Here is a 20,301-nt window from a genome sequence, read left to right on the forward strand (position 1 = left end):
CCGGCCACGGCCCCGAGAACATGGCCACCCTGCGCAACACCGCCCTCAACCGGCTACGCGCCACCGCCGCCACCAACATGACCGAAGCCGTCCGCTTCCGTTGGTCATCGGGGGATGCCGAGGAGGTCGAGCGGGGCGGTGAAGGGTTCGTAGGACTTGACTCTGTCGGGGATCTTGGAGTTTCGCGGTGCGGCAGCGGGGTCAAGGGGCATGCTCGGGTAGTTCCGTTGACCGATGCAGCTGTCGAGGTGCCCGTTGTCCCTGCGCCCGCGTTCCGGTGAGCAAGTCCCGCGTCTCACTGCCAGGTCCTGCGCCAGATCATGGTGCAGAACTACCACCGTGACGCCGCAGGACACCTGCGCTGGCGCACCGCCGAAACGGAAGGCGGGTCCGGGCTGCCGCCCTCGTCCCGGACGATCGTCTCTCCCTACGACACCTCGGCCCGCTACGCACGGCACGGACACATCATCAGCTGGAAGGGGTTCTCCGCTCACCTGACCGAGACCTGTGCTCCCGACAGCCCCAACGTGATCACGGACGTGGCCACCACCGCGGCCACCACCCACGACAGCCAGGTCCTGCCCGGCATCCACACCCGCCTGCTCCGTCGCGGACTGCTGCCCGCCGAGCACCTGGTCGACGCCGGCTACACCTCCCTGCCCCACCTGGAACAAGCCGCACGTGATCACCAGGTCACCGTCTCCGGGCCACTCCGGGGCAACCCCACCCGCCAACACCGCCGAGGCGAGGGCTTCGCCCGGGACGACTTCCACATCGACTACGACCGCCGACAGGTCACCTGCCCCCAGGGGCAGGTCAGCCAGGGCTGGCACGGCCCCTACCCGACCTCCTCACCCACCGCGGCCCCGCTGATCGTGGCACGGTTCACCAAGAGCCTGTGCCACCCCTGCCCGGCCCGCGCCCAGTGCACCACCTCCCGCGAAAGCACCCGCACCGTGGGTTTTCCCCCACGAGAACTCCGCGACCTGCAACTCCGCGTCCGCACCGAGCAGCAGACGCCCGAGTGGAAGACCCGCTACGCGGTCCGCTCCGGAGTGGAGGGCACGGTCAACGAGTTCGCCCACGGACACGGCATGCGCCGCTGCCGCTACCGAGGACAGGGAAAGGCCCACATCCAGCACGTCCTGACGGCCATCGCCGTCAACATCGAGCGCCTCAGCGGACTGCCGCCGACCGAGGAAGCACCCACGCCCCGTCGGCCGACCGCCTTCCAGAACTACCTCGCCCAGCACGAGATACCCCGGCCGAAGTCCTGGCGAATCCTCCAGCGCTCGGTCCTGCCGCTCGGCGGCATCCCCTCCGCCGTATGACGGTACTTTTCCGGAAACGGCGACCGCGTCAGCGTCGCCGACGTGGACGAGACCAAGGTGCGCTCGCTGCTCGGCCCGTCCCGCCCGGACGGCGTTCCCTACGAAGGGCTGCCGATCGGCCGCCCCATCACGGCGGCGACGTACGACTACCTGGACGCGACAGCCCCCGAGTACAGCCGTTTCATGCTCCAGCAGATCTACTTCCCCTCCGTCACCAATGTGCTCGCCCAGGCCGCCGGCCCACCCCACTGGTTCGGCATCCCCGCACGTGACCTCCGCTCTCGCTGGAGGTCCTGGCTCACGCTGCTCGCGATGACCGAGGCCGACAACGAAGGCACATTCGGTCTGGTCCCGCCGCTCACCGGCAGCTTCACCCGCCTGGCTCCCGGGCTCGGCCTGGGCACCATGGCCTACCACCCCACCGCCCGCACACTCGACGGCTGGCAGCAGGCGGACACCGCGCTGCGGGACATCCTCGAAAAGGACGGCCTGGCCCGCGTCCGGCCCTGGAGCACGGACGTCGCCGGGAGCGTGACCGCCCATCCCATCGGTTCAGCCCGGATGGGCGACAGCCCCGACACCAGCGCCCTCACCGACAGCAATGAACGCCGCGGCCATCCCGGCATCTTCGTCACCGACGGCTCCGCGGTGCCCACCTCCCTCACCGTCAACCCGTCACTCACCATCGCCGAACGCGCCACGCCCACGATCACCGACCGCGCGGCGCAGGCCGGCGTCCCGGTCCGGTACGGGGCACCGCCTCCGACGCCCTGACCTGCAGCACCGGCAGCACCGGCAGCACCGGCAGCACCGGCAGCACCGGCAGCACCGGCAGCACCGGCAGCACCGGCAGCACCGGCAGCACCGGCAGCACCGGCAGGCGCAACGTCCCAGGACCACAGCGGGGACGGCCTGCACGGTGGCGCGCGACTCCGAGGAGCCCCGGACGCCAGGCAGGCCGTCCGCTCTCCGTGCCGTGATGCGAGAGGCAAGTAGGTGGCGTTGCCGGCGGCGGTAGCGGTAGCGGTAGCGGTAGCGGCGAACTGCCACCTCGACGGGGCTCTGTCGGACTTCGTGACAAGGTCGAGCAGGCAGCCGAGGTGCAGGACGCCCTCGGGGGCGTCGGGGTTCTCAGGGATGCGTGCCAGATGTGCGGGGGCGTCACTGCCGCACACCAGGTCGCGGCAGAGTGCCTCGGGGCAGAAGTCGCGGCACGGCCTCCTCAGAGGCGACCGACGGCCGTCCGTGTGTCGCCGTGGGCCTCGGACAGGCGTCGGGCAGCCTCTTCGGCCGTGCAGTGGGCGAGGAGCATCACGATGGCGGTCTTGGCGTGGCCGTCGGCGGCCCGCAGGGCCTCGGCGGCGGTGTCGGGGTCGGTGCCGGTGGCCTGGACGACGATGCGGCGGGCTCGGTCGACGAGCTTGTCGTTGCTGGCCTTGACGTCGACCATGAGGTTTCCGTAGGCCTTGCCCAGGCGCACCATCGAGGCGGTGGAGAGCATGTTGCAGACCATCTTCTCGGCGGTGCCGGCCTTGAGGCGCGTCGACCCCGTGAGCGCCTCGGGGCCGGTGGGGATCTCGATCGGGATGTCGGCGTAGCGGCTCACGACCGCGTCGCGGTTGCAGGCGATCGTCACCGTGGTGGCGCCCTTGGCCGCTGCGTGCTGCAGGCCGCCGACGACGTAGGGGGTACGGCCGCTGGCGGCGAGCCCGACGACCGTGTCCAGTTCGTTCAGGCCGATCTCGTCGAGGTCGGCGGCCGCCCTGCTGGGTTCGTCCTCCGCACCCTCGACCGCCATGGCGAAGGCGCCCGGCCCGCCGGAGAGCAGTCCCACGACCTGTTCGGGTGCGGTGCCGAAAGTCGGCGGGCACTCGACGGCGTCGAGCAGGCCGATACGGCCGCTGGTGCCGGCGCCGATGTAGATCAGCCGTCCGCCCCGCCGCAGCGACTCAGTGATCGCCTCGACGGCGGCCCCGATCTCCGGGAGGGCGTCGCGTACCGCGACGGCGACGGTCTGGTCCTCGTCGTTCATGACCGAGAGCAGTTCGGTGACCGGCATGCGGTCCAGATCAGCGGTCCGCTCGTTGCGGGTCTCGGTGCCGAGTGTGCTGAGGTCCACGGCGCGGTCGTCCTTTCGGGGTGGTGCTCGGGGATGGTGCTGGGGAAGGGGGAAGGTCAGGGGCGGGCGGTCAGTCGTCGGCCGGTGCACGGCGCTGCGCCTGGTGACGCCTGCGGCGCTGGACCGCACCGTAGGTCTTGTCCAGCGCCGCGGTCGTGGCCTCGTAGGACCGTTGTGCGACGCCGACGAACAGGCAGTCGATGAGCGCCAGTTGGGCGATGCGGCTGACGGTCGCGCCGGAGCGGAAGGGAGTCTCCCGGGCGCAGGTCGTCAGCACGACGTCCGCGCTCTCCGCGAGGGTCGAGCGCGGGGCGTTGGTCAGAGCGATCGTGGTGGCGCCGTGTTCCGCGGCGGCCTGGAGGGGCTCGACGGTGTCCTCGGTCTCTCCGGAGTGCGAGATGGCCAGGGCGACGTCTCCGGGGCCGAGGAGGGCGGCAGCGGTGAGTGCGGCGTGCCGGTCGGTCCAGATGAACGCCACGCGGCCGATGCGGTGCAGTTTCTGGTGCAGGTCCTGGCCGACGAAGGCGCTGGCGCCGACGCCGAAGATGTCGATTCTGCAGGCTCCCGCCACGGCGTCCACGGCCCGGCCCAGCGCTTCGACATCTGCTCCGGCCCCGGTGTCCTCCAGGGCGCGCACCTCGTTGTAGATGATCTTGCTGACGATCTCGCCCAGGGTGTCGGTGGCACTGATGTCGGTGCCGGGTGCCGGGCGGTCGCCGCTGAGGGCGTGCTCGCGTGCCGCGGCCGCGGCCAGCGCCAGGCGCAGCTGCGGGTAGTTGGTGATCTCTATCGCCCGGCAGAAGCGCATCACCGTCGCCACCGAGGTGTCGGCCCGCTTGGCAAGGGCGCTGATCGACAGCTCCGCCGCCTGCGCCGGATCCGCCAGGACGGCCTCGGCCACACGTCGCTCCGACGGGGCGAAGGACGACAGCGTCGCGCGGATGCGCGCCAGAGTCCCGGCGGCGGAGGTGTCCTCCGCGGGCTGGGCCGGCGTGCGAGGTGGTTCCCTGCGGGCCATCTGCCGATCCTCCTGAGTAGGTGGCGACACGGTAACCATGGGCCCGGCCACTCGTCAAAAAGTTACGTGAGGAACTACGTGACGTTACTTATTGACATCTGGAAGCCATCGTTCCGATACTCGCTGAACCGCGACCGTCCGGTCACCGGCCCTCCGGCCGTTCCGTGACCGACCGACCAAGCGACCGACAGAGCGACAGAGCGACAGAGCGACAGAGCGACGAAACCCTGATGACACGAAGGCGCGCCGTATGACAGCAGCAGTGGCCGTGGATCTGGGCAAGACCGGCTGCCGTGCCGTGTTGTGGAACGGCGACGACGGTGGCCCCCAGGAGATCCGCGAGGTGCCCGGGGCCCCCGGGCTCGCCGCCGGCAACGGAGTGGCGACGGCCCGTGCCGCCGTGCTCGCCGCCGTCCTCCCCCTCCTCGAACGGGAGCCCTCGCCGCGTCCGGCGGCAGTCTGCGTGGGCGCGGCGGGGGCGGCCTCCGCACCGGAGGCGGCTCGCGCCCTGGCGGGTCTGCTCCTGGAGGACCTGCCCACGGAGGAGGTGGCCGTCACCAGCGACGCCGTCACCGCCCACGCCGGTGCCCTCGGCGGTGACACCGGTGTGGTCCTCGCGATCGGCACCGGCTCCGTCGCCATCGGCATCGGGGACGACGGCTCGTACGCTCGCGTCGACGGGTGGGGCCCCTGGCTCGGCGACGAGGGCAGTGGCGCCTGGATCGGCGCCGCCGGACTGCGGGCCGCACTGCGAGCCCACGACGGACGTGGCCCGGACACCGCACTGCTGTCCGCCGCCGTCGAGCGTTTCGGCGATCCGGACCGGCTGCCCCTGGCCGTCGGCCGCGACGGCAACCCCGCCCGCACCGCCGCGTCCTTCGCCCCGGACGTCGCGCGCCTGGCAGCAGCGGGAGACGCCGCGGCCTCGACGATCGTCCGGGACGCTGCCACCGTGCTCGGCGAGGCCGTGCTGGCCGCCGCCCGCCGGATCGCCGGTGACGCCCTGTCCGTCACCGTCACCGGCGGACTCACCGGCCTCGGTGAACCGCTCCTCGGGCCAGTGCGGTCGGCGCTGCACGGCTTCCCGCGCCCCCTCCGCCTTCGATCCCCGCTCGGGAACCCGCTGGACGGTGCACGCCTGCTGGCGCTGGACGCCCTCGCACCACACGAACCACACGTCGTCCGCGTACGCCGGGCGGCCCCCTTTTTCACCGTTCCCACCCCGCCGGTGACCCCGCCGGCCATTGGTTAGGAGAGAGCGTGCGCCAACTCGACCTCGTGGTGATCGTCGTCTATCTGGTGGCGATCGCCGTGATCGGACTGCGCCTGGCCGGTCGCCAGAAGACGGCGAAGGACTACTTCGTCGGCGAAAGCCACATGCCGTGGTGGACCGTCTCGTTCTCCGTGGTGGCCACCGAGACCAGCGTGCTCACCGTCATCAGCGTGCCCGGCGGCGCGTACAGCGGGCAGGGCTTCGGGAACGTCGAACTGGCCCTCGGTTACGTCATCGGCCGCGTCGTGGTGGCCACCGTACTGATCCCCCTGTACAAGCGCGGCGGCTTCGTCAGTGCCTACCAGTACCTGGGCAGCAGATTCGGGCTCAGGCTGCAGGGGCTGGCCTCGGTGACGTTCGTCTTCACCCGGCTCCTGGCCGAGGGCGTCCGGCTGTTCGCCTCCGCGATCCCGATCAAGCTGCTGCTGGACGAGTTCGGTGTGCACGCGAGCTTCCGCGCCATCATCATCGTGCTGACGCTGATCACCGTCGTCTACACCTACCTCGGTGGCATCAAGGCCGTCATCTGGACTGACGCCATCCAGATGGGCCTCTACCTGGGCGGTGCGATCCTCGCCATCGCCGTGCTCTCCGGCCACGTCGGCGCCGACGGCTTCTCGCGCGCACTGCACTCGGGCCACTTCAAGCTCTTCGACACCAACTTCGACCTGGCGCACATCCTCACCAGCCCGTTCGCCCTGCCCACCGCGATCATCGGCGGCGCCATCTTCGCCATGGCCAGCCACGGCTCCGACCAGCTGATCGTGCAACGCATCCTGACCACCCGCTCCCTGCGCGACGGCCAGAAGGCCATGATCGCCTCCGGCGTCTTCGTCACCGTCCAGTTCGCCGCCTTCTCCCTCGTCGGCGCGCTGCTGTGGTCGTACAACCAGGGCAAGGACTTCAAGGCACTGGGCCTGGCCAGCTCCGACAACCTCTACCCGCACTTCATCCTGCACGGGCTTCCCGTGGTGATCTCCGGACTGCTCGTGGCGGGCATCCTCGGCGCCGCGATGGGCTCGCTGTCCTCGGCGCTGAACTCCATGTCGAACTCGACGGTCGCCGACATCATCCACAGCTTCTTCCGCACCACGCCCTCCGAGGAGTTCCTCCTCAAGCTCGCCCGGCTGATGACGCTGGTGTGGGCGGTGCTGATGGCTGTCTTCGCCTGCGCCTTCAGCACCAGTACGGGCAACGTCTATCTGACGGGTCTGACGATCGCGGGCTACACCTACGGTGCGCTGCTCGGCGCCTTCCTGCTCGGCCGTCTCGTACGGCGCGCCAACGAGATCGACTCCGTCGTCGCCTTCCTGGTGACGATCGGTGTGATGACGTACATCGTGCGCAGCGTCAAGATCGACGTGACCGTGGCCGGCGCCACCGTGCCCACCGCCATCGCCGCCCAGTGGCTCGTGCCCATCGGTGTCCTGGTCACTCTGGCCGTCGGCGGGCTGATGAGCCTGTTCCATCGCGCCCCCGAGGTGGTCGCGACCCCGGAGGGCGACGGCGAGACGGGTTCCGGCCCCGACCGCGTCGCTGCGGCCTCCGGCCGCGAGTGACGCGCACACTCCATCCGGTGCGGGGTCGCTTCCGCGGCCCCGCACCCGCCCCGCCCGCCCGACACACCCAGGGAGAAGCCATGCCGCAGACGCCGCCGACCACCCCCGCACGGCCGAACGCACGCCGGGAGGCACCGTGCGCGTGATCGGCCTGATGTCGGGCACCTCGTACGACGCCATCGAGGCAGCCGCCGCGGACCTCTCCCTGGACGGCGACACACTGCTCATGCGGCCCCTCGCACACCTCTCCGTCCCCTACCCGGACGACCTGCTGGACCTGATCGCAGCCACCCTGCCACCGGCCGCGACGACCACGCAGGCGCTCTGCGCCCTGGACACCGGCGTCGGTCAGGCCTTCGCCGGCGCCGCCGAACGGGCGCTGCGAGAGCTGTGCGACGGCACGGCCGACCTTGTGGTCTCGCACGGCCAGACCATGCATCACTGGGTGGAGGACGGCATCGTGCGCGGCACCCTCCAACTCGGCCAGCCCGCCTGGATCGCCGAGGCCACCGGCCTCCCGGTCGTCTCCGACCTGCGCAGCAGGGACGTGGCTGCGGGCGGGCAGGGCGCCCCGCTGGTCGGCATGATCGACACCCTGCTGTTGCGTGCCCTCCCCGGCACACCGGCCGCGCTCAACCTCGGCGGCATCGCCAACGTCACCGTCCTGGCGCCCGGCGCCGACCCGCTGGCCTTCGACACCGGCCCCGCCAACGCCCTGATGGACGCGGCCGTACGGCACTTCACCGGCGGCGCCGCCACCTACGACCAGGACGGACGCCGGGCCGCCGCCGGCCGGACCGTCCCCGGACTGCTGCGCGCCCTGCTGGACGACCCCTACTACCGCAGGCCGGCCCCGAAGAGCACCGGCAAGGAGCACTTCCATCTGCCCTACCTGCAGCGGGCACTGGAGGCGGTGCCCGCAGCCGAGCCCGATGACGTCGTGGCCACGCTGGCCCGGCTCACCGCCGTCACAGTGGCCGACGCCTGCCGCGCCCACGGGGTCACCGGACTCGTCGTCTCCGGTGGCGGCACCCGCAACCCTGTGCTCATGCGCATGATCGCCGAGGAACTGCCCGGCGTGCCGCTGCGGCCCAGTGACGAACTGGGCCTGCCCTCCGATGCCAAGGAGGCCCTGGCCTTCGCGGTCCTCGGCTTCCTCACGGCCCACGGGCTGCCCGGGACCCTGCCGTCGGGCACCGGCGCTCGCCGGGCCACGCTGCTGGGCAGCATCACCCCGGGCCGGGCGCCGCTGCGCCTGCCCGAACCCGTCGCGCAGCCGCCGCGCCTGCTGCGCGTCGTCCGACCCTCCCACTGACACCCGCCCAGGAGCGAGGACCATGAGCCCCACCGCGGACACATCCGCCACGGCCCCGATGAAACTCGAGCGGTCCGCAGGCCTGGCCGAGCTCCTGGCCCCGTGTGTCACAGACCCGGCCCGGGTGACCACCGACCTGCCCCGCAGGGTCGCCGCCGCCCACGACGCCTCGCCGTACCTGTTCACCCCGCAGGCCCTCGTGCGCGCCGCGTCGGCGGCCGAGGTGGGCGCCCTGATGGCCGGCGCCCGCGCGGCCGGGCTCCCGCTCACGCTGCGCTCGGGCGGCACCAGCCTGTCCGGGCAGGCGGGCGGCGAGGGCGTCCTGGTGGACGTCCGCAGCCACTGGCGCACCGCAGAGGTCCTCGACGACGGCCTGCGCATCCGCCTGCAACCAGGGCTGACGGTACGTCAGGCCAACGCGCGTCTGGCCCGGTACGGGCGCAGGCTCGGCCCCGACCCGGCCAGCGAGTCCGCCTGCACCATCGGCGGCCTTGTCGCCAACAACTCCAGCGGCATGAACTGCGGCACCCGGGACAACGCCTACCGAACCATGGAGTCCCTGCAGTTCGTGCTGCCCTCGGGCACCGTCGTCGACACAGCGGCCCGCGACGCGGACCAGGCGCTGCGCGCCCACGAGCCCCAACTGCACGCCGGACTCGTCCGGTTGCGCGACCGCATCCGTGCCTCGGCCGGCTCCCGCGCCACCATCGAGCGGCTGTTCTCGATGAAGAACACCATGGGCTACGGTCTCAACTCGTTCCTGGACCACAGCGAGCCCGCCGACATCCTCGCCCACCTCATGATCGGCAGCGAGGGAACCCTCGGCTTCGTCTCAGAGGCCGTCTTCCGCACCGTCCCCCTCCTGCCGCACACCGCCACCGGCCTGCTGGTGCTGACCGGCCTCGCCGAGGCCACCGACGCGCTCCCCGCGCTGCTGGCCGCCGGGGCCCGGACCGCGGAACTCCTGGACGCCGCCTCGCTGCGCGTGGCGCAGCAATCCGCGGATCCGCCGGCAGACCTGCGTGGCCTGCGCGTGGAGCGGCACGCCGCCCTGCTGGTCGAGTTCGCCGAGGACACCGTCGAGGCGCTGGAGGACACAGTGGCCGCCGCGCAGCCGGTTCTCGACCGCCTGCCCGCCGTCACCGGAGCCACGCTCGTCCGCGACCCGCGCGTCAGAGCCCGCCTGTGGCATCTGCGCAAGGGTCTGTACACGGCGGTCGCGGGGGCGCGCCGGCCCGGCACCACCGCCCTGCTGGAGGACATCGCGGTGCCGATGGAGCGCCTGACCCGCACCTGCGAGGGCCTCACCGGCCTCTTCGACCGGCACGGCTACCACGATGCAGTGATCTTCGGACACGCCCGCGACGGCAACCTCCACTTCATGCTCACCCAGGACTTCGACTCCGCCCCGGAGATCGAGCGCTACGCCCGGTTCACCGACGCCATGGTCGACCTCGTCCTGAACGCCGGAGGCACGCTGAAGGCCGAGCACGGCACCGGCCGTGCCATGGCCCCCTTCGTCCACCGCCAGTACGGCGAGGAGCTGTACGACGTCATGCGCGAACTGAAGCGCCTGTGCGACCCGCACGGTGTCCTCAACCCGGGCGTGCTCCTGGAAGACGACGCGGCCGCGCACCTGCGCAGCCTCAAGAGCGTCCCCGAGGTCGATCCCGCCGTCGACGCGTGCGTCGAATGCGGCTACTGCGAGCCCGTCTGCCCCACCGCGGACGCCACCACGACGCCCCGTCAGCGTATCGCCCTGCGGCGCGAGATCGCGCTGGCCACCTCCTCTGGAGACGAAGAACGCCGCCGCGCGCTGGAGGCCGACTATGCCTACGCGGCTGTCGACAGCTGCGCCGCCGACAGCCTCTGCGTGACCGCCTGCCCGGTGACCATCGACACCGGCGCGGTCATGAAGCGCCTGCGCGCCGAGCGCCACGGCGCCGGGGCGCAGCGTGCCGGGAACGCGGCGGCGAGGCACTGGGGAACCGCGGTCAAGGGGGTGCGCGCCGCGTTGAACACCGCTCACGCGATGCCCACCCCGGTACTGCGAGCCGCCACCGGCGCGGCCCGCCGGCTCGGTGCGGGGGAGCTGGTCCCCGCCTGGGCCGACGACGTCCCGCGCGGCGGCCCGGCCCGCCCCGCACCCCGGCGGCCCGCCGGGGCACAGGCGGTGTTCTTCGCCGCCTGCATCGGCAGCGTCTTCGCCCCGGAGGGTGCCTCCGGCGGGGCGGCGGCCGCCTTCCTGCGGTTGTGCGACCGGGCGGGCGTGCCCGTTGTCGTGCCCGGCCGGTCGGAGGGGCTGTGCTGCGGTACGCCCTGGCAGTCCAAGGGATACTCGGCCGGACACCGCACCATGGCCGCCCGTACGCTGGACGTGCTGTGGGAGGCCAGTGATCAGGGCCGACTGCCTGTCGTGTGCGACGCCTCCTCGTGCACGCACGGCCTGGAGCAACTGCCCGGTGCCCTTCCGGAGTCCGACCGCGCACGCTTCGCCGCCCTGCGCTTCGTCGACAGCGTCGCCTTCACCGCGGAGCAGCTGCTGCCCGCCCTGCCCGAGCCCCGCCGCGTCGGCAGCCTCGCCCTGCATCCCACCTGTTCCACCGTGCACCTGGGCATCGACGACGCGCTGCGCACCGTGGCCGCGGCCGTGAGCGACGAGGTCACCGTGCCCGACTCCTGGGGCTGCTGCGCGTTCGCCGGCGACCGTGGCCTGCTCCATCCGGAGATCACCGCAAGCGCCACCGCCGCCCAGGCCGCCGAGATCACGGCGAGGACGTACGACGCGTACGCCTCCTGCAACCGCACCTGCGAGATGGGCATGACCCGCGCCACCGGCCGCCCCTACCGGCATGTGCTGGAACTCCTCGACGCGGCAACCGCCTGAGGTGTCCTGCCCTGGCTCTGATGTGTCGTCCGCGTCGCGGGCAGCCGGTGGGCCATCAGAGGAACGCTTCGAGACCACGACGCAGGAGTGCGGCCCGGACGACCACCGGCTCCGCCGCCGACCCCCTCGGCACCGCCGCATGCCCCCGGCCATGGGGCGGCGATCGCAGCCGGCCCCTCGAGAGGATCGTGAGCTACCGCCGTAAGGCGGTTCACCGGGCGACGGGACACTCGCCCTTGCGCTCGATCGTGTGGACTGCGGGGGGTGTCGGGCGAGCACCGCAAGACGCCGGTGGGCTTCGTAGGGCAGGGTCGCGCCGCCCTCGGCCCGTGTTCCCGCCCGGAGGCCGAGCCCGTCTCCGGTGAGCGTCGCGTCCCTAGACTCTCCGCCCATGTTGCTCTGGCTGCTCAATCATTTCAGCACCTTCACCCTGGCCGTGGTCACCGTTGGCGGAACCGTCGTCGTGGCCGTTGCCGGCAGCGTGCTGCTCCGCCGCAGATACCCGTCGCTGGCCAGGGGCGAGCACAACGACATGGTCGGAGTGACACTGGGGATGTTCGGCGCGATCTACGGGATCATCCTGGCCTTCGTCATCGTCACCCTCTGGACCCAGCTGGAGAGCACGCAGACCGTCGTCGCGACCGAGGCCACCGACGTCTCGCTCATCGCCCGCGATGCCGCTGCCTTCCCACCGCCGGTCCGCGCCCGCCTCGACGCCGCACTCGGCGACTACGTTCACGCGGTCGTGGAGCAGCAGTGGCCGCGGATGCGCGCGGGGCAGCCGAGCTACGACGCCACCGCCGGCCGACTCCAGTCCGTCTACGACGTGCTCCAGACATACGAGCCGAAGGCCACTCGCGAACAGGTCTTCTACGAGCAGGCCGTGGACCACGTCAACGACGTCGCCTCCCAGCGCCGGGCCCGGCTGACCATGGCCGAACAGCAACTGCCCCCACTGCTGCAGGTCCTGGCCTTCGGTGGCGCCACCGTCCTGATCCCGCTCACCTTCCTGTACGGCATGCGCAAACTGCGGATCCAGATCCTCTTCGCCGCCTCCGTCGCCGCCCTCATCGGGTTCAGCCTGCTCCTGGTCTTCGTCCTCGACCGCCCCTTCGCCGGCGAACTCAGCGTGAGCCCTGCACCGTACCGCCAGGGAGCGCTCGCACCGTACTGGACCAAGTCGGTCCCGAGTAGCGCCTCCGGGCGAGCCGAACCCACGGCAACGTGCCGGCGGCAGGCCGGGCCCTGTCCGTGAGTTCCGGGTCTCTGGCCTCCCACGCGCGTACCTCAGCGCTACCGAGTTGCTCGCGGCGTTCGACGGCAACGACCCGCAGATCATTACCGCGTTGAGCGAGCGAAATTTTTCGCTGGACAAGTGCGCCTGTTCCGCGCACGAGACGGGCTCACGGCTCCATGCGCCGTACCCCGGACCGAAGCCGCCGACGGACCCGTGGGGCGGCAGCCATGGAACGGTGAAACCTACGCGCGAACGCTCCGGCGTTTCACCGGCATCACGATGCCGGGCTTGCGGGAACCGGCCGGGCCGTAGGCTTCACTCGGCACAAACGCGGCGGGGGCGGAGCACATGACGGTTGAGACAGCACAGAGGTGGGGGTCTTCCCTCGATTCGGTCGTGGTGTACGCGCAGGGCGCCATCTGCCGCCGCCTGGCCCGGGGCAGCGTGCCGCCGGACGGCCGGGTGCGGGTGACGGGACTGCCCCGCTCGCTGGACCCGGGCTCGCTGCGGGCCCGCGTCCTGCGCGCCCCGGGGGTGCGCGTCACCGAGGCCAGGGTGGAGGTGGAGGCCGAGCCGCTCGGCACCGGCACGCCCGACGAGTTGCAGCGCGAGGTCGAGCGGCTGCGCGACGAGTACGCGGCGGGGCAAGGGCGCCGGGACCGGCAGCTGAGCCTGATCGAGGAGGTCAGGGCCCTGCGGCCGGTCCCGCCGCCTCGCAGGCGCGAGGACCCGCACCGCCGCACCCCGGTCGACGCGTGGCTGGAGCTCGCCGACTTCGTCGACGAGCGGCTGACCGGACTGCACACCCGCCTCGTCGAGCTGGAGGAGGCACTGCGTAACGTCGAGCACGAGCTCACCGTCGCCACGGACAGACTCGCCCGCGCCTCCACCGACGCACCGTCAGCGCATGTGGAGACCACGGTCTGCGCGGTCCTGACCCTCGACGGCACCGGTGACGTGGAGGTCGAGCTGGAGTACGGGGTGCCGGGCGCCGTCTGGGTGCCCGCCTACCGTCTCGTCCACCGTCAGGGCGACGGCAGTGGCCGTCTGGTGCTGCGCGCCTCGGTCGCCCAGCGCACCGGCGAGGACTGGACCGGCGTGCGCATCGCCCTGGCCACCGCCGACCTGCAGCGCCGCACCGACCTGCCGAGACTCCGCTCGGTCCGGATCGGACGCCGTCAGCCCGCCCCCACGCCTTCTGGCTGGCGTGAGCCCCCGGCAGGGCTCTCCGACCTGTTCGCAGGGTACGACGTGGCAGGCACGCGCCCTGCCACGACCGCCGCGCCCGTAGCTCTCGGGGCCGGCTCCGGGCCCGTGGCTGTCGCCGGCGGCCCCGCACCCGGTCCGCCACCGCCACCGGCGCCACAGGGCTACGGCGGGCCGCCCGCTGCGCTCCCCGCACCCGGCAGCGCGGGCGGCGCCTCCCCGGAGGTCTTCGGCGGCGGGTTGCCGCACTTCGCGCAGCCGGTCCGGTCGCAACCGGGCGGCGGCCCGCGGACCGGCGCCAGGTCCTTCGCGCCCCCCGCCACCGCCATGGCACCTGCGGCTCCTGGCCATACTGCGCCCCCACCGCCACCGCCTCCGACGCCGACGGCCGGTCCGCCGCAGCCGAGCGGTGCCGAGCTGGATTACGCCGCGCTCGTCCTGTGCGGCCCCGACGAGCAGGGCGGTCGCAGAGGCCGCCTGTTTCCCGGCTCTCCCTTCGACCCGGTCGCAGCCGAATACCGCCGCCGCGCCGAAGCCGTGGCCACGCTGCCGCTGCCCGGACACGCCGTGCGTCCCCGGGAGTCGTCGGGTTCCTTCGACCACCGCTTCGATGCCACCGCCCGTGCCGACATCCCGTCGGACGGCACCTGGCACACCGTCACCATCGCCGAGATCCCGGTCGGTCTGCGCACCGAGTACCTCTGCGTGCCTTCCGTGGAGCAGACCGTGTACGCGACCTTGGCGCTCTCCAACGCCACCGACCAAGCGCTGCTGGCCGGGCCTGTGGAGGTCACCGTCGACGACGACTACCTGCTGACCGCCGCCCTGCCCACGCTCGCCCCCGGCGGTGTCCGCCGGGTGGGGCTCGGACCGGCCGAGGGCATCCGGGTCACCCGCCGTACGAACCTGCACGAGTCGACCTCGGGCCTGCGCAACAACACCACCGTGCTCGATCACCGCGTCCATGTGGAGCTGGCCAACCGGCTCGCGAGGCCCGTGACCGTCGAGGTCCACGAGCGGGTGCCCGTCACCTCCGAACCGGACGTCCGGATCGAGGAACGGGCCGACTGGACAGCACCCGAGGATGGAGCGGGGCCGGAGCACCATGCCCCGGGCACCCGCGTCTGGCGGGTCGACCTGCCCGCCGGCGGCACCGCCGCCCTCGATGGTGGCTACGAGATCCGCATCCCGGCCGGCAAGGCCCTGACCGGCGGCAACCGCAGGAGCTGACACACCCATGTCCGAGGCACCGAAGCCGATCGCCCTCCCCGTCACCGCCGTCACCTGCCTGGAGGATCGCGCCCACATCGAGCGCGCCACCGTGCTCGACCTCGCGGCCGGGGTCCAGCGGCTGCGGCTCGGGCCGGTCAGCGCCCTGGCCGTCGACCGTACCCTCCATGCCGAGCTGATCGCCGATCACCCGGCGACCGTGCTCGACGTGCGGATCGTCCGCGACTGGACACCCCGCGGCCCGCTGCCGTCCGCCGACGACGACTCCGCCCTGCGCCACCGCGTGCACGCCCTCGAAGAGGAGCGGCTCGCCTTGGGGCAGCGACGCGATCGGCTGCTCGCCCGCCTCGACCTGCTCGGCCCCCTCACCGCCGATCTGCTGCGGGAGATCGGCGAAGGCGCCGGCTCCGGGGAGACCGAAGGGCCCCGCTGGGCCCGCGAACTGGACCGGATGGACGGCAGCCGCGACTCGTACGGCGAGCAACTCCGCACCGTGGAGGCCCGGCTGACCGCCCTCGCTGTCGAACTCGGGGAAGCCCAGCGGGCCATGGACCTCTTCGAGGAGGAGCCCGCCGAGCTGGTCGGCCATATCGAGCTGACCGTGGAGTCCGCGGTCGCCGGGCCGGCCGGGCTGCGCCTGAGCCACCTCACCCCGTGTGCGCTGTGGCGGCCCGCCTACCGGGCCGTGCTCGACGGGGCCTCCCTGACACTGGAGACCGACGCGATGGTCTGGCAGCGCACCGGCGAGGACTGGTCGGACGTACCGCTGACGCTGTCCACGGCCCGGTCGGCGCTGGCCACCGATCCCCCACGGCTGGTGGAGGACCGGCTGACGCTCAAGGACCGCTCCGCCGCGGAGCGCCGCACGGTCGACGTCGAGCTGCGCGAGGAGGAGATCGGGGACCTCGGCCCGTCCCCGGTGCTCGGCCTGCCAGGGGTGGACGACGGTGGCCAGGCGCGGGTGCTTCGCTCCCCCGCACCGGCCTCCGTGCCCGCGGACGGCCGCGCCCACCGGGTGCCGCTGTCCTCCTTCACCACGGCCGCCGACAGCGAGTACGCCTGCTCACCGGAGCTGTCACCGCTGGTCACCCAGGTGGTGCGGTTCGACAACCTGTCCGGCCACGCGTTGCTCACGGGGCCCGTGGACCTGGTCCACGACAGCGGCTTCAGCGGCCGCGGCACGCTGCACTTCACCGCCCCCGGCGCACCCGTCGAGCTGGCCTTCGGCAGCTCGGACGACCACCGGGTGGTCAGGGAGACCGAGGAGTCCCACGACACAGCCGGAATCACCCAGCGGACCGTGGTCACGCGCACGGTCCGCCTGCACCTGTCCCGGTTCTCGCCTCCCGGTGCGCACGGCGAACGGGTGATCGTCCTCCGGGAACGGATCCCGGTCTCAGAGGTCTCGGCGGTACATGTCCGGCTGCGCAAAGAAGCCTGTTCCCCGGCGCCCGACGTGGTCGACGCCGAAGGCATCGCCCGCTGGGACGTCGCCCTCCCACCCGGCAGCCGCCGCACGGTCACCCTGGTCTACGAGCTGTCGGCAAACGCCAAAGTCGCCGGGCTCTGAGCTCGGTGGTCCCGCCCGCGTGGGACAGGGCGCCTGGAAAGCCGGTCGTCCACCGCGAGACGGCCTGGACCGCGGCGGCTGCGTCGTCGAGGACGACCGCCAGGCCGAAGGCGAAGTCGTGGTCGACCGGTTCGTCGCCCCGCCCGTCGCCGGCCTGCTCGCAAGGCGGGACGAAGAGACCCGGGCGAAGAGCCCCGAGGCGAAGAACTCCGCCTCGGCAGACCGGGCAGACCAGCGCCGGTGACCACCGGAACCGCCCCCGCCCAAGGCACCCCCAGCGCCGACGCACCGGTCCTGCTGCGCGGCCCGGCCGAGGACCTGCTCACCGAGCACCCCGCTCCCGACGACGAGGGGCGCCATCCCGCCCGCTGACGCCCCTGCGGCCCGAACAGGGGCGAGACCGTCAGGCCGTCGCCGATGTCGGCAAGGTCGCACCGGGTCAGCCTGGCCACGTCACCATGGGCGCAGGCTGAAGCGCCGGGTGAGGGCGGTGGAACGGAGCCGGCGGGAAGGACACGATCGAGTCTGCCGTACCCGCCGGCGGGGCCTGGGGCGCGTCACCAGCGTGCCGTGTGCCCTCTGCAGCAAGTCCGATCCGCACCGTGCGCGGTCCCCAGGGAGCTGCAGATGCCCCCTGGCACTCCCGTGGCGCACTCGTGGGCGATGAAGGCCCAAGTGCCAGGCAGACGGTGTGGTGCGTGCGCTCCGGCACTCGAAATATTCCGCCAGTGCCTCTGAGAATCCCCTTACCATCGTCGGGTTCGCCGGCCGGCTGCCGCTGTCGCACTGTCCGGCCGCCGTCGCGGGGGAAGCGGGGTGTGACTGTGACGTGGCGATGGCCCAGGAAAAAGGTCAGACGGCCGGAACCCGGTGATACGCAGGAGGCCGAGCCGCAACGAGAGGCGACTCCGGGGAATGTGAAGGCGCATCAATGGGCCCACCACTGGGGGGCCTGGGGCGAGGAGTGGCAGGACTGGTTGCGTCGTTCCCAGGTGGGGATCGACCTGCTGGTGTGGTGGAGGGACGAAGGAGACGACTTCCTGGCCCTCGTCGGCCCTGAACGCTACCGTGACCGTCTTGCCGAACTTCTGTCCATGGCCTCGCCCCGGGACGTGGCGGCCATGGGCATCGGATGCACACGCCGTATCGACAGGCCCTGCCGAGACCCGAAGACGTGCAGCCAGGACCCGGCCGACGGTGGGACGGGCGACGTCTGGAATCGCACCGGTCCGGTCCCTGGCGCATGCAGTGGTTTCACGGACTGCTGGAGCACGTACGGGATCGACGTGGCGTTCACCTCCGACGACCGGCACCGCGCGGTGCACATCCAGAACCCGTCGGACCACTGCATGGTCTGGATCGACGGTGTCCGCATTGCGGAAGGGCTCTCGCTGGAGCATTCCGGGTACTGGGCGAGCAAGCGGTTCTACGTGGTCCAGGCCGCGGGTCCGGAGAACCACCCGCAGCAGGGTCTGGCGATGGGAAACCTGGCCTGGAACATCCTGTCGCTGGTCGTCCACGACGTCGAGCGGGCCACCACACAGGTGCTCGTGCCAGGGGCCACGGAGACGTGGACCTCCCCCGTCCTGCGGGTGGACGGCCGGGCCCTGTGCGTCTATCCGGACCACGAGGCGTGCGAAAGCGCTCTGCCGGACCGTGTGCTCGATGTCGAGCCGCTGCCGCCGGTCTGACCACGGCAGCGGCAGCCCCAGCTCTTCCTGACCGACCGGCGGCCGGGCCCCTGCGGGCCGGCCGCCGGAGGTGCCTGCGGCGCGTCTACGGGGCCATCTCGTAGGTGCCGGACAGCGCCTCGACCTGCTGCCAGACCCGCTCCGTGCGCGCCTCGTCGACGGCCGGCCGCCGGACCGAACTCAGCGCCCACTCCTGCTGCTGTTCGGTCGCCGAGTCCTTGCCGTGCAGTTCGACGGCGTGCGCGGAGAAGTCCCGCACGAGGACGGCGAAGAGTTCGTCGAGCACGTCCTCGTCGAGTCCGGTCAAGGCCGCCTGCTCCAGGACGAGCTGCCCGTGCACGACGAGGGAGAAGAGCTGACCGACCGAGAGAAGGAGGTCGAGGTCGCGGCTCTGCTCCGCGTCGGGGGCGGCCGTTGCGACGAACGCACAGAGTGCGTCGGCCTGTTCGCGCAGGCGGGTCACGTTGGGCAGGTGCGCGTACGCCTCGAAGGCGGGTCGCCAGTCGTGGAAGCGCACCGAGCCGAGGCCGCGGGCCGGTCCCTGACGGAACAGGAAGTCGTCGTCGGCCGCGTCGAGGCGGGCCGGCACGCCGGGGTACTCGACCGGGTCGAGGAGGTGGTTGCGCATGAACTTCAGGATCAGCGCCAGGTTGACGTGGACCGTGCCCTCCAGCTTCGGCAGGCCGCGGATCTCCACGGCCGCCTGGGCGAAGTAGTTGTCCTTCTCGAAGCCCTTGGCCGCGATCACGTCCCACATCAGGTCGATGACCTTCTCGCCCTCCGTGGTCACCTTCATCTTCGTCATCGGGTTGAAGAGCAGGTAGCGGCGGTCGTCCGGGCCGGCGGAGCGGAAGTAGTCGACGGCGCGGTCGCTGAACAGCTTCATGCCGACGAGCCTGACGTACGCGTCGGTCAGCTCGCGCCGCACGTGCGGGAAGGCGGTGACCGGGCGGCCGTACAGGATGCGGTTGTGGGCGTGGGTGACGGCCTCGTACATCGCGTGCTCGCAGATGCCGATCGAGGCGGTGCACAGGTTGAACTTGCCGACGTTGACGGTGTTGAGGGCGGCGTCGAAGGCGGCGCGGCCGGTGTGCAGAACGTCCTCGGCGGCTACGGGATAGTCCTCCAGGCGGAACTCGCTGACGAACTTCGAGGAGTCGACGACGTTCTTGACCAGGTGGTAGGCAGGGTGACGGCTGCCTGCGGCGAAGAACACGTAGCCGTCGGGGCCCTCGACGTCGGTGCGACGGCCGAAGACGGAGACGAGTCCGGCGGCGTTGCCGTTGCCTATGTAGTACTTGGAGCCGGTGGCGTTGAAGCCGCCGTTGCCGTCGGGCTCGAGCAGCATGTCGGTGGAGTAGATGTCGGCGCCGTGGGCCTTCTCGGACAGGCCGAACGCGAACACCTCTCCCTGGGTGAGGAGTTCCGCGGCGCGGGCTCGGGCGGCGGTGTTGTCGCTCTGCCAGACCGGGCCGAGGCCGAGGATCGTCACCTGCCAGGCGTACCAGTAGTCCAGGCCGTAGAAGCCGAGGATCTCGTTGAGCGCGGCGATCCGGGCGGTGTCCCACCGCTTGTCCGGCTCGCCCTCCCCCGCGGCAGACGACGGCGTCAGGAAGGTGGCGAACAGGTTCTCCTTCGCGGCGAAAGAGAGGAAGTCACCGAGCCACGCGCGGGTCCGGTAGTCCTCTATCAGCCGCCGCTTCCCGCGCTCCTCGAACCAGTCGACGGTGGCTCGCAGCAAGCGGCGCGTCTCGGGGTCGAAGTGCGCGGGGTCGTAGCTGCGCGGGTTGAACAGCAGCTGGTCAGCCATGGTGGGACGCCTTTCGGCTGGTGGACGGTCGGGAATCGTGAGGTCTTACGGCCGG

15 protein-coding genes and 1 pseudogene are annotated in these 20,301 nt (G+C 71.9%); 13 read left to right on the forward strand and 3 right to left on the reverse strand.

Annotated features, from left to right (window positions below):
- The 3 genes and pseudogenes from ACIRU3_RS30785 to ACIRU3_RS30795 all read left to right on the forward strand — a co-directional run.
- Positions 1–281, forward strand: a pseudogene (locus tag ACIRU3_RS30785) (hypothetical protein); the annotation flags it as partial.
- A gap of 39 nt (positions 282–320) precedes the next feature.
- On the forward strand, positions 321–1,331 hold the full coding sequence (locus ACIRU3_RS30790; protein WP_404063000.1) for a transposase: 1,011 nt from the start codon (positions 321–323) through the stop codon (positions 1,329–1,331).
- Between the two features lie 42 nt (positions 1,332–1,373).
- Positions 1,374–2,105 (forward strand): GMC oxidoreductase, encoded by a 732-nt coding sequence (locus ACIRU3_RS30795; RefSeq protein WP_404063003.1) that lies wholly within the window; start codon positions 1,374–1,376, stop codon positions 2,103–2,105.
- Between the two features lie 448 nt (positions 2,106–2,553).
- Here the strand turns inward: ACIRU3_RS30795 and murQ are convergent, their stop codons facing one another.
- Positions 2,554–3,450, reverse strand: a complete 897-nt coding sequence (gene murQ / locus ACIRU3_RS30800; RefSeq protein ID WP_404063006.1) for an N-acetylmuramic acid 6-phosphate etherase — start codon at positions 3,448–3,450, stop codon at positions 2,554–2,556.
- A gap of 70 nt (positions 3,451–3,520) precedes the next feature.
- On the reverse strand, positions 3,521–4,468 hold the full coding sequence (locus ACIRU3_RS30805; protein WP_404063009.1) for a MurR/RpiR family transcriptional regulator: 948 nt from the start codon (positions 4,466–4,468) through the stop codon (positions 3,521–3,523).
- 250 nt (positions 4,469–4,718) lie between these two features.
- Between ACIRU3_RS30805 and ACIRU3_RS30810 the strand changes: the two genes are divergently transcribed.
- The 10 genes from ACIRU3_RS30810 to ACIRU3_RS30855 all read left to right on the forward strand — a co-directional run bounded on the left by ACIRU3_RS30810 (position 4,719) and on the right by ACIRU3_RS30855 (position 18,436).
- Complete coding sequence (locus ACIRU3_RS30810) at positions 4,719–5,720, forward strand: N-acetylglucosamine kinase (RefSeq protein WP_404063011.1); 1,002 nt, start codon at positions 4,719–4,721, stop codon at positions 5,718–5,720.
- A gap of 8 nt (positions 5,721–5,728) precedes the next feature.
- Positions 5,729–7,300, forward strand: coding sequence for a sodium:solute symporter (locus tag ACIRU3_RS30815; RefSeq protein ID WP_404063014.1), 1,572 nt, complete (start codon positions 5,729–5,731; stop codon positions 7,298–7,300).
- A 136-nt stretch (positions 7,301–7,436) separates the two neighbouring features.
- Positions 7,437–8,615, forward strand: coding sequence for an anhydro-N-acetylmuramic acid kinase (locus ACIRU3_RS30820; RefSeq protein ID WP_404063017.1), 1,179 nt, complete (start codon positions 7,437–7,439; stop codon positions 8,613–8,615).
- Between the two features lie 22 nt (positions 8,616–8,637).
- Positions 8,638–11,502, forward strand: a complete 2,865-nt coding sequence (locus ACIRU3_RS30825; protein WP_404063020.1) for an FAD-binding and (Fe-S)-binding domain-containing protein — start codon at positions 8,638–8,640, stop codon at positions 11,500–11,502.
- A gap of 391 nt (positions 11,503–11,893) precedes the next feature.
- A complete protein-coding gene (locus ACIRU3_RS30830; RefSeq protein WP_404063023.1) occupies positions 11,894–12,757 on the forward strand; it encodes a DUF4239 domain-containing protein in 864 nt (287 codons plus the stop codon).
- 330 nt (positions 12,758–13,087) lie between these two features.
- On the forward strand, positions 13,088–15,175 hold the full coding sequence (locus tag ACIRU3_RS30835) for a DUF4139 domain-containing protein (RefSeq protein WP_404063025.1): 2,088 nt from the start codon (positions 13,088–13,090) through the stop codon (positions 15,173–15,175).
- A gap of 7 nt (positions 15,176–15,182) precedes the next feature.
- Positions 15,183–16,745 carry a DUF4139 domain-containing protein gene (locus tag ACIRU3_RS30840; protein WP_404063028.1) on the forward strand — a complete coding sequence of 521 codons (1,563 nt, stop codon included), beginning with the start codon at positions 15,183–15,185 and terminating at the stop codon, positions 16,743–16,745.
- Positions 16,746–16,764: 19 nt separating this feature from the next.
- The gene (locus tag ACIRU3_RS30845) at positions 16,765–16,989 is read left to right on the forward strand and encodes a hypothetical protein (RefSeq protein ID WP_404063031.1); all 225 of its coding nucleotides are present in this window, start codon (positions 16,765–16,767) and stop codon (positions 16,987–16,989) included.
- On the forward strand, positions 16,986–17,117 hold the full coding sequence (locus tag ACIRU3_RS30850; protein ID WP_404063033.1) for a hypothetical protein: 132 nt from the start codon (positions 16,986–16,988) through the stop codon (positions 17,115–17,117). Before ACIRU3_RS30845 ends, ACIRU3_RS30850 begins: the two co-directional genes overlap by 4 nt.
- Before the next feature lie 545 nt (positions 17,118–17,662).
- Entirely contained in the window at positions 17,663–18,436 is a 774-nt protein-coding gene (locus ACIRU3_RS30855) for a hypothetical protein (RefSeq protein WP_404063036.1), read from the forward strand.
- A gap of 85 nt (positions 18,437–18,521) precedes the next feature.
- Here ACIRU3_RS30855 and ACIRU3_RS30860 read toward each other — a convergent pair whose 3' ends face one another.
- Entirely contained in the window at positions 18,522–20,246 is a 1,725-nt protein-coding gene (locus tag ACIRU3_RS30860; protein ID WP_404063040.1) for an acyl-CoA dehydrogenase family protein, read from the reverse strand.
- Between the last annotated feature and the right edge of the window lie 55 nt (positions 20,247–20,301).

This window comes from Streptomyces sp. NPDC101151, from assembly GCF_044768335.1.
Taxonomy (GTDB): domain Bacteria; phylum Actinomycetota; class Actinomycetes; order Streptomycetales; family Streptomycetaceae; genus Streptomyces.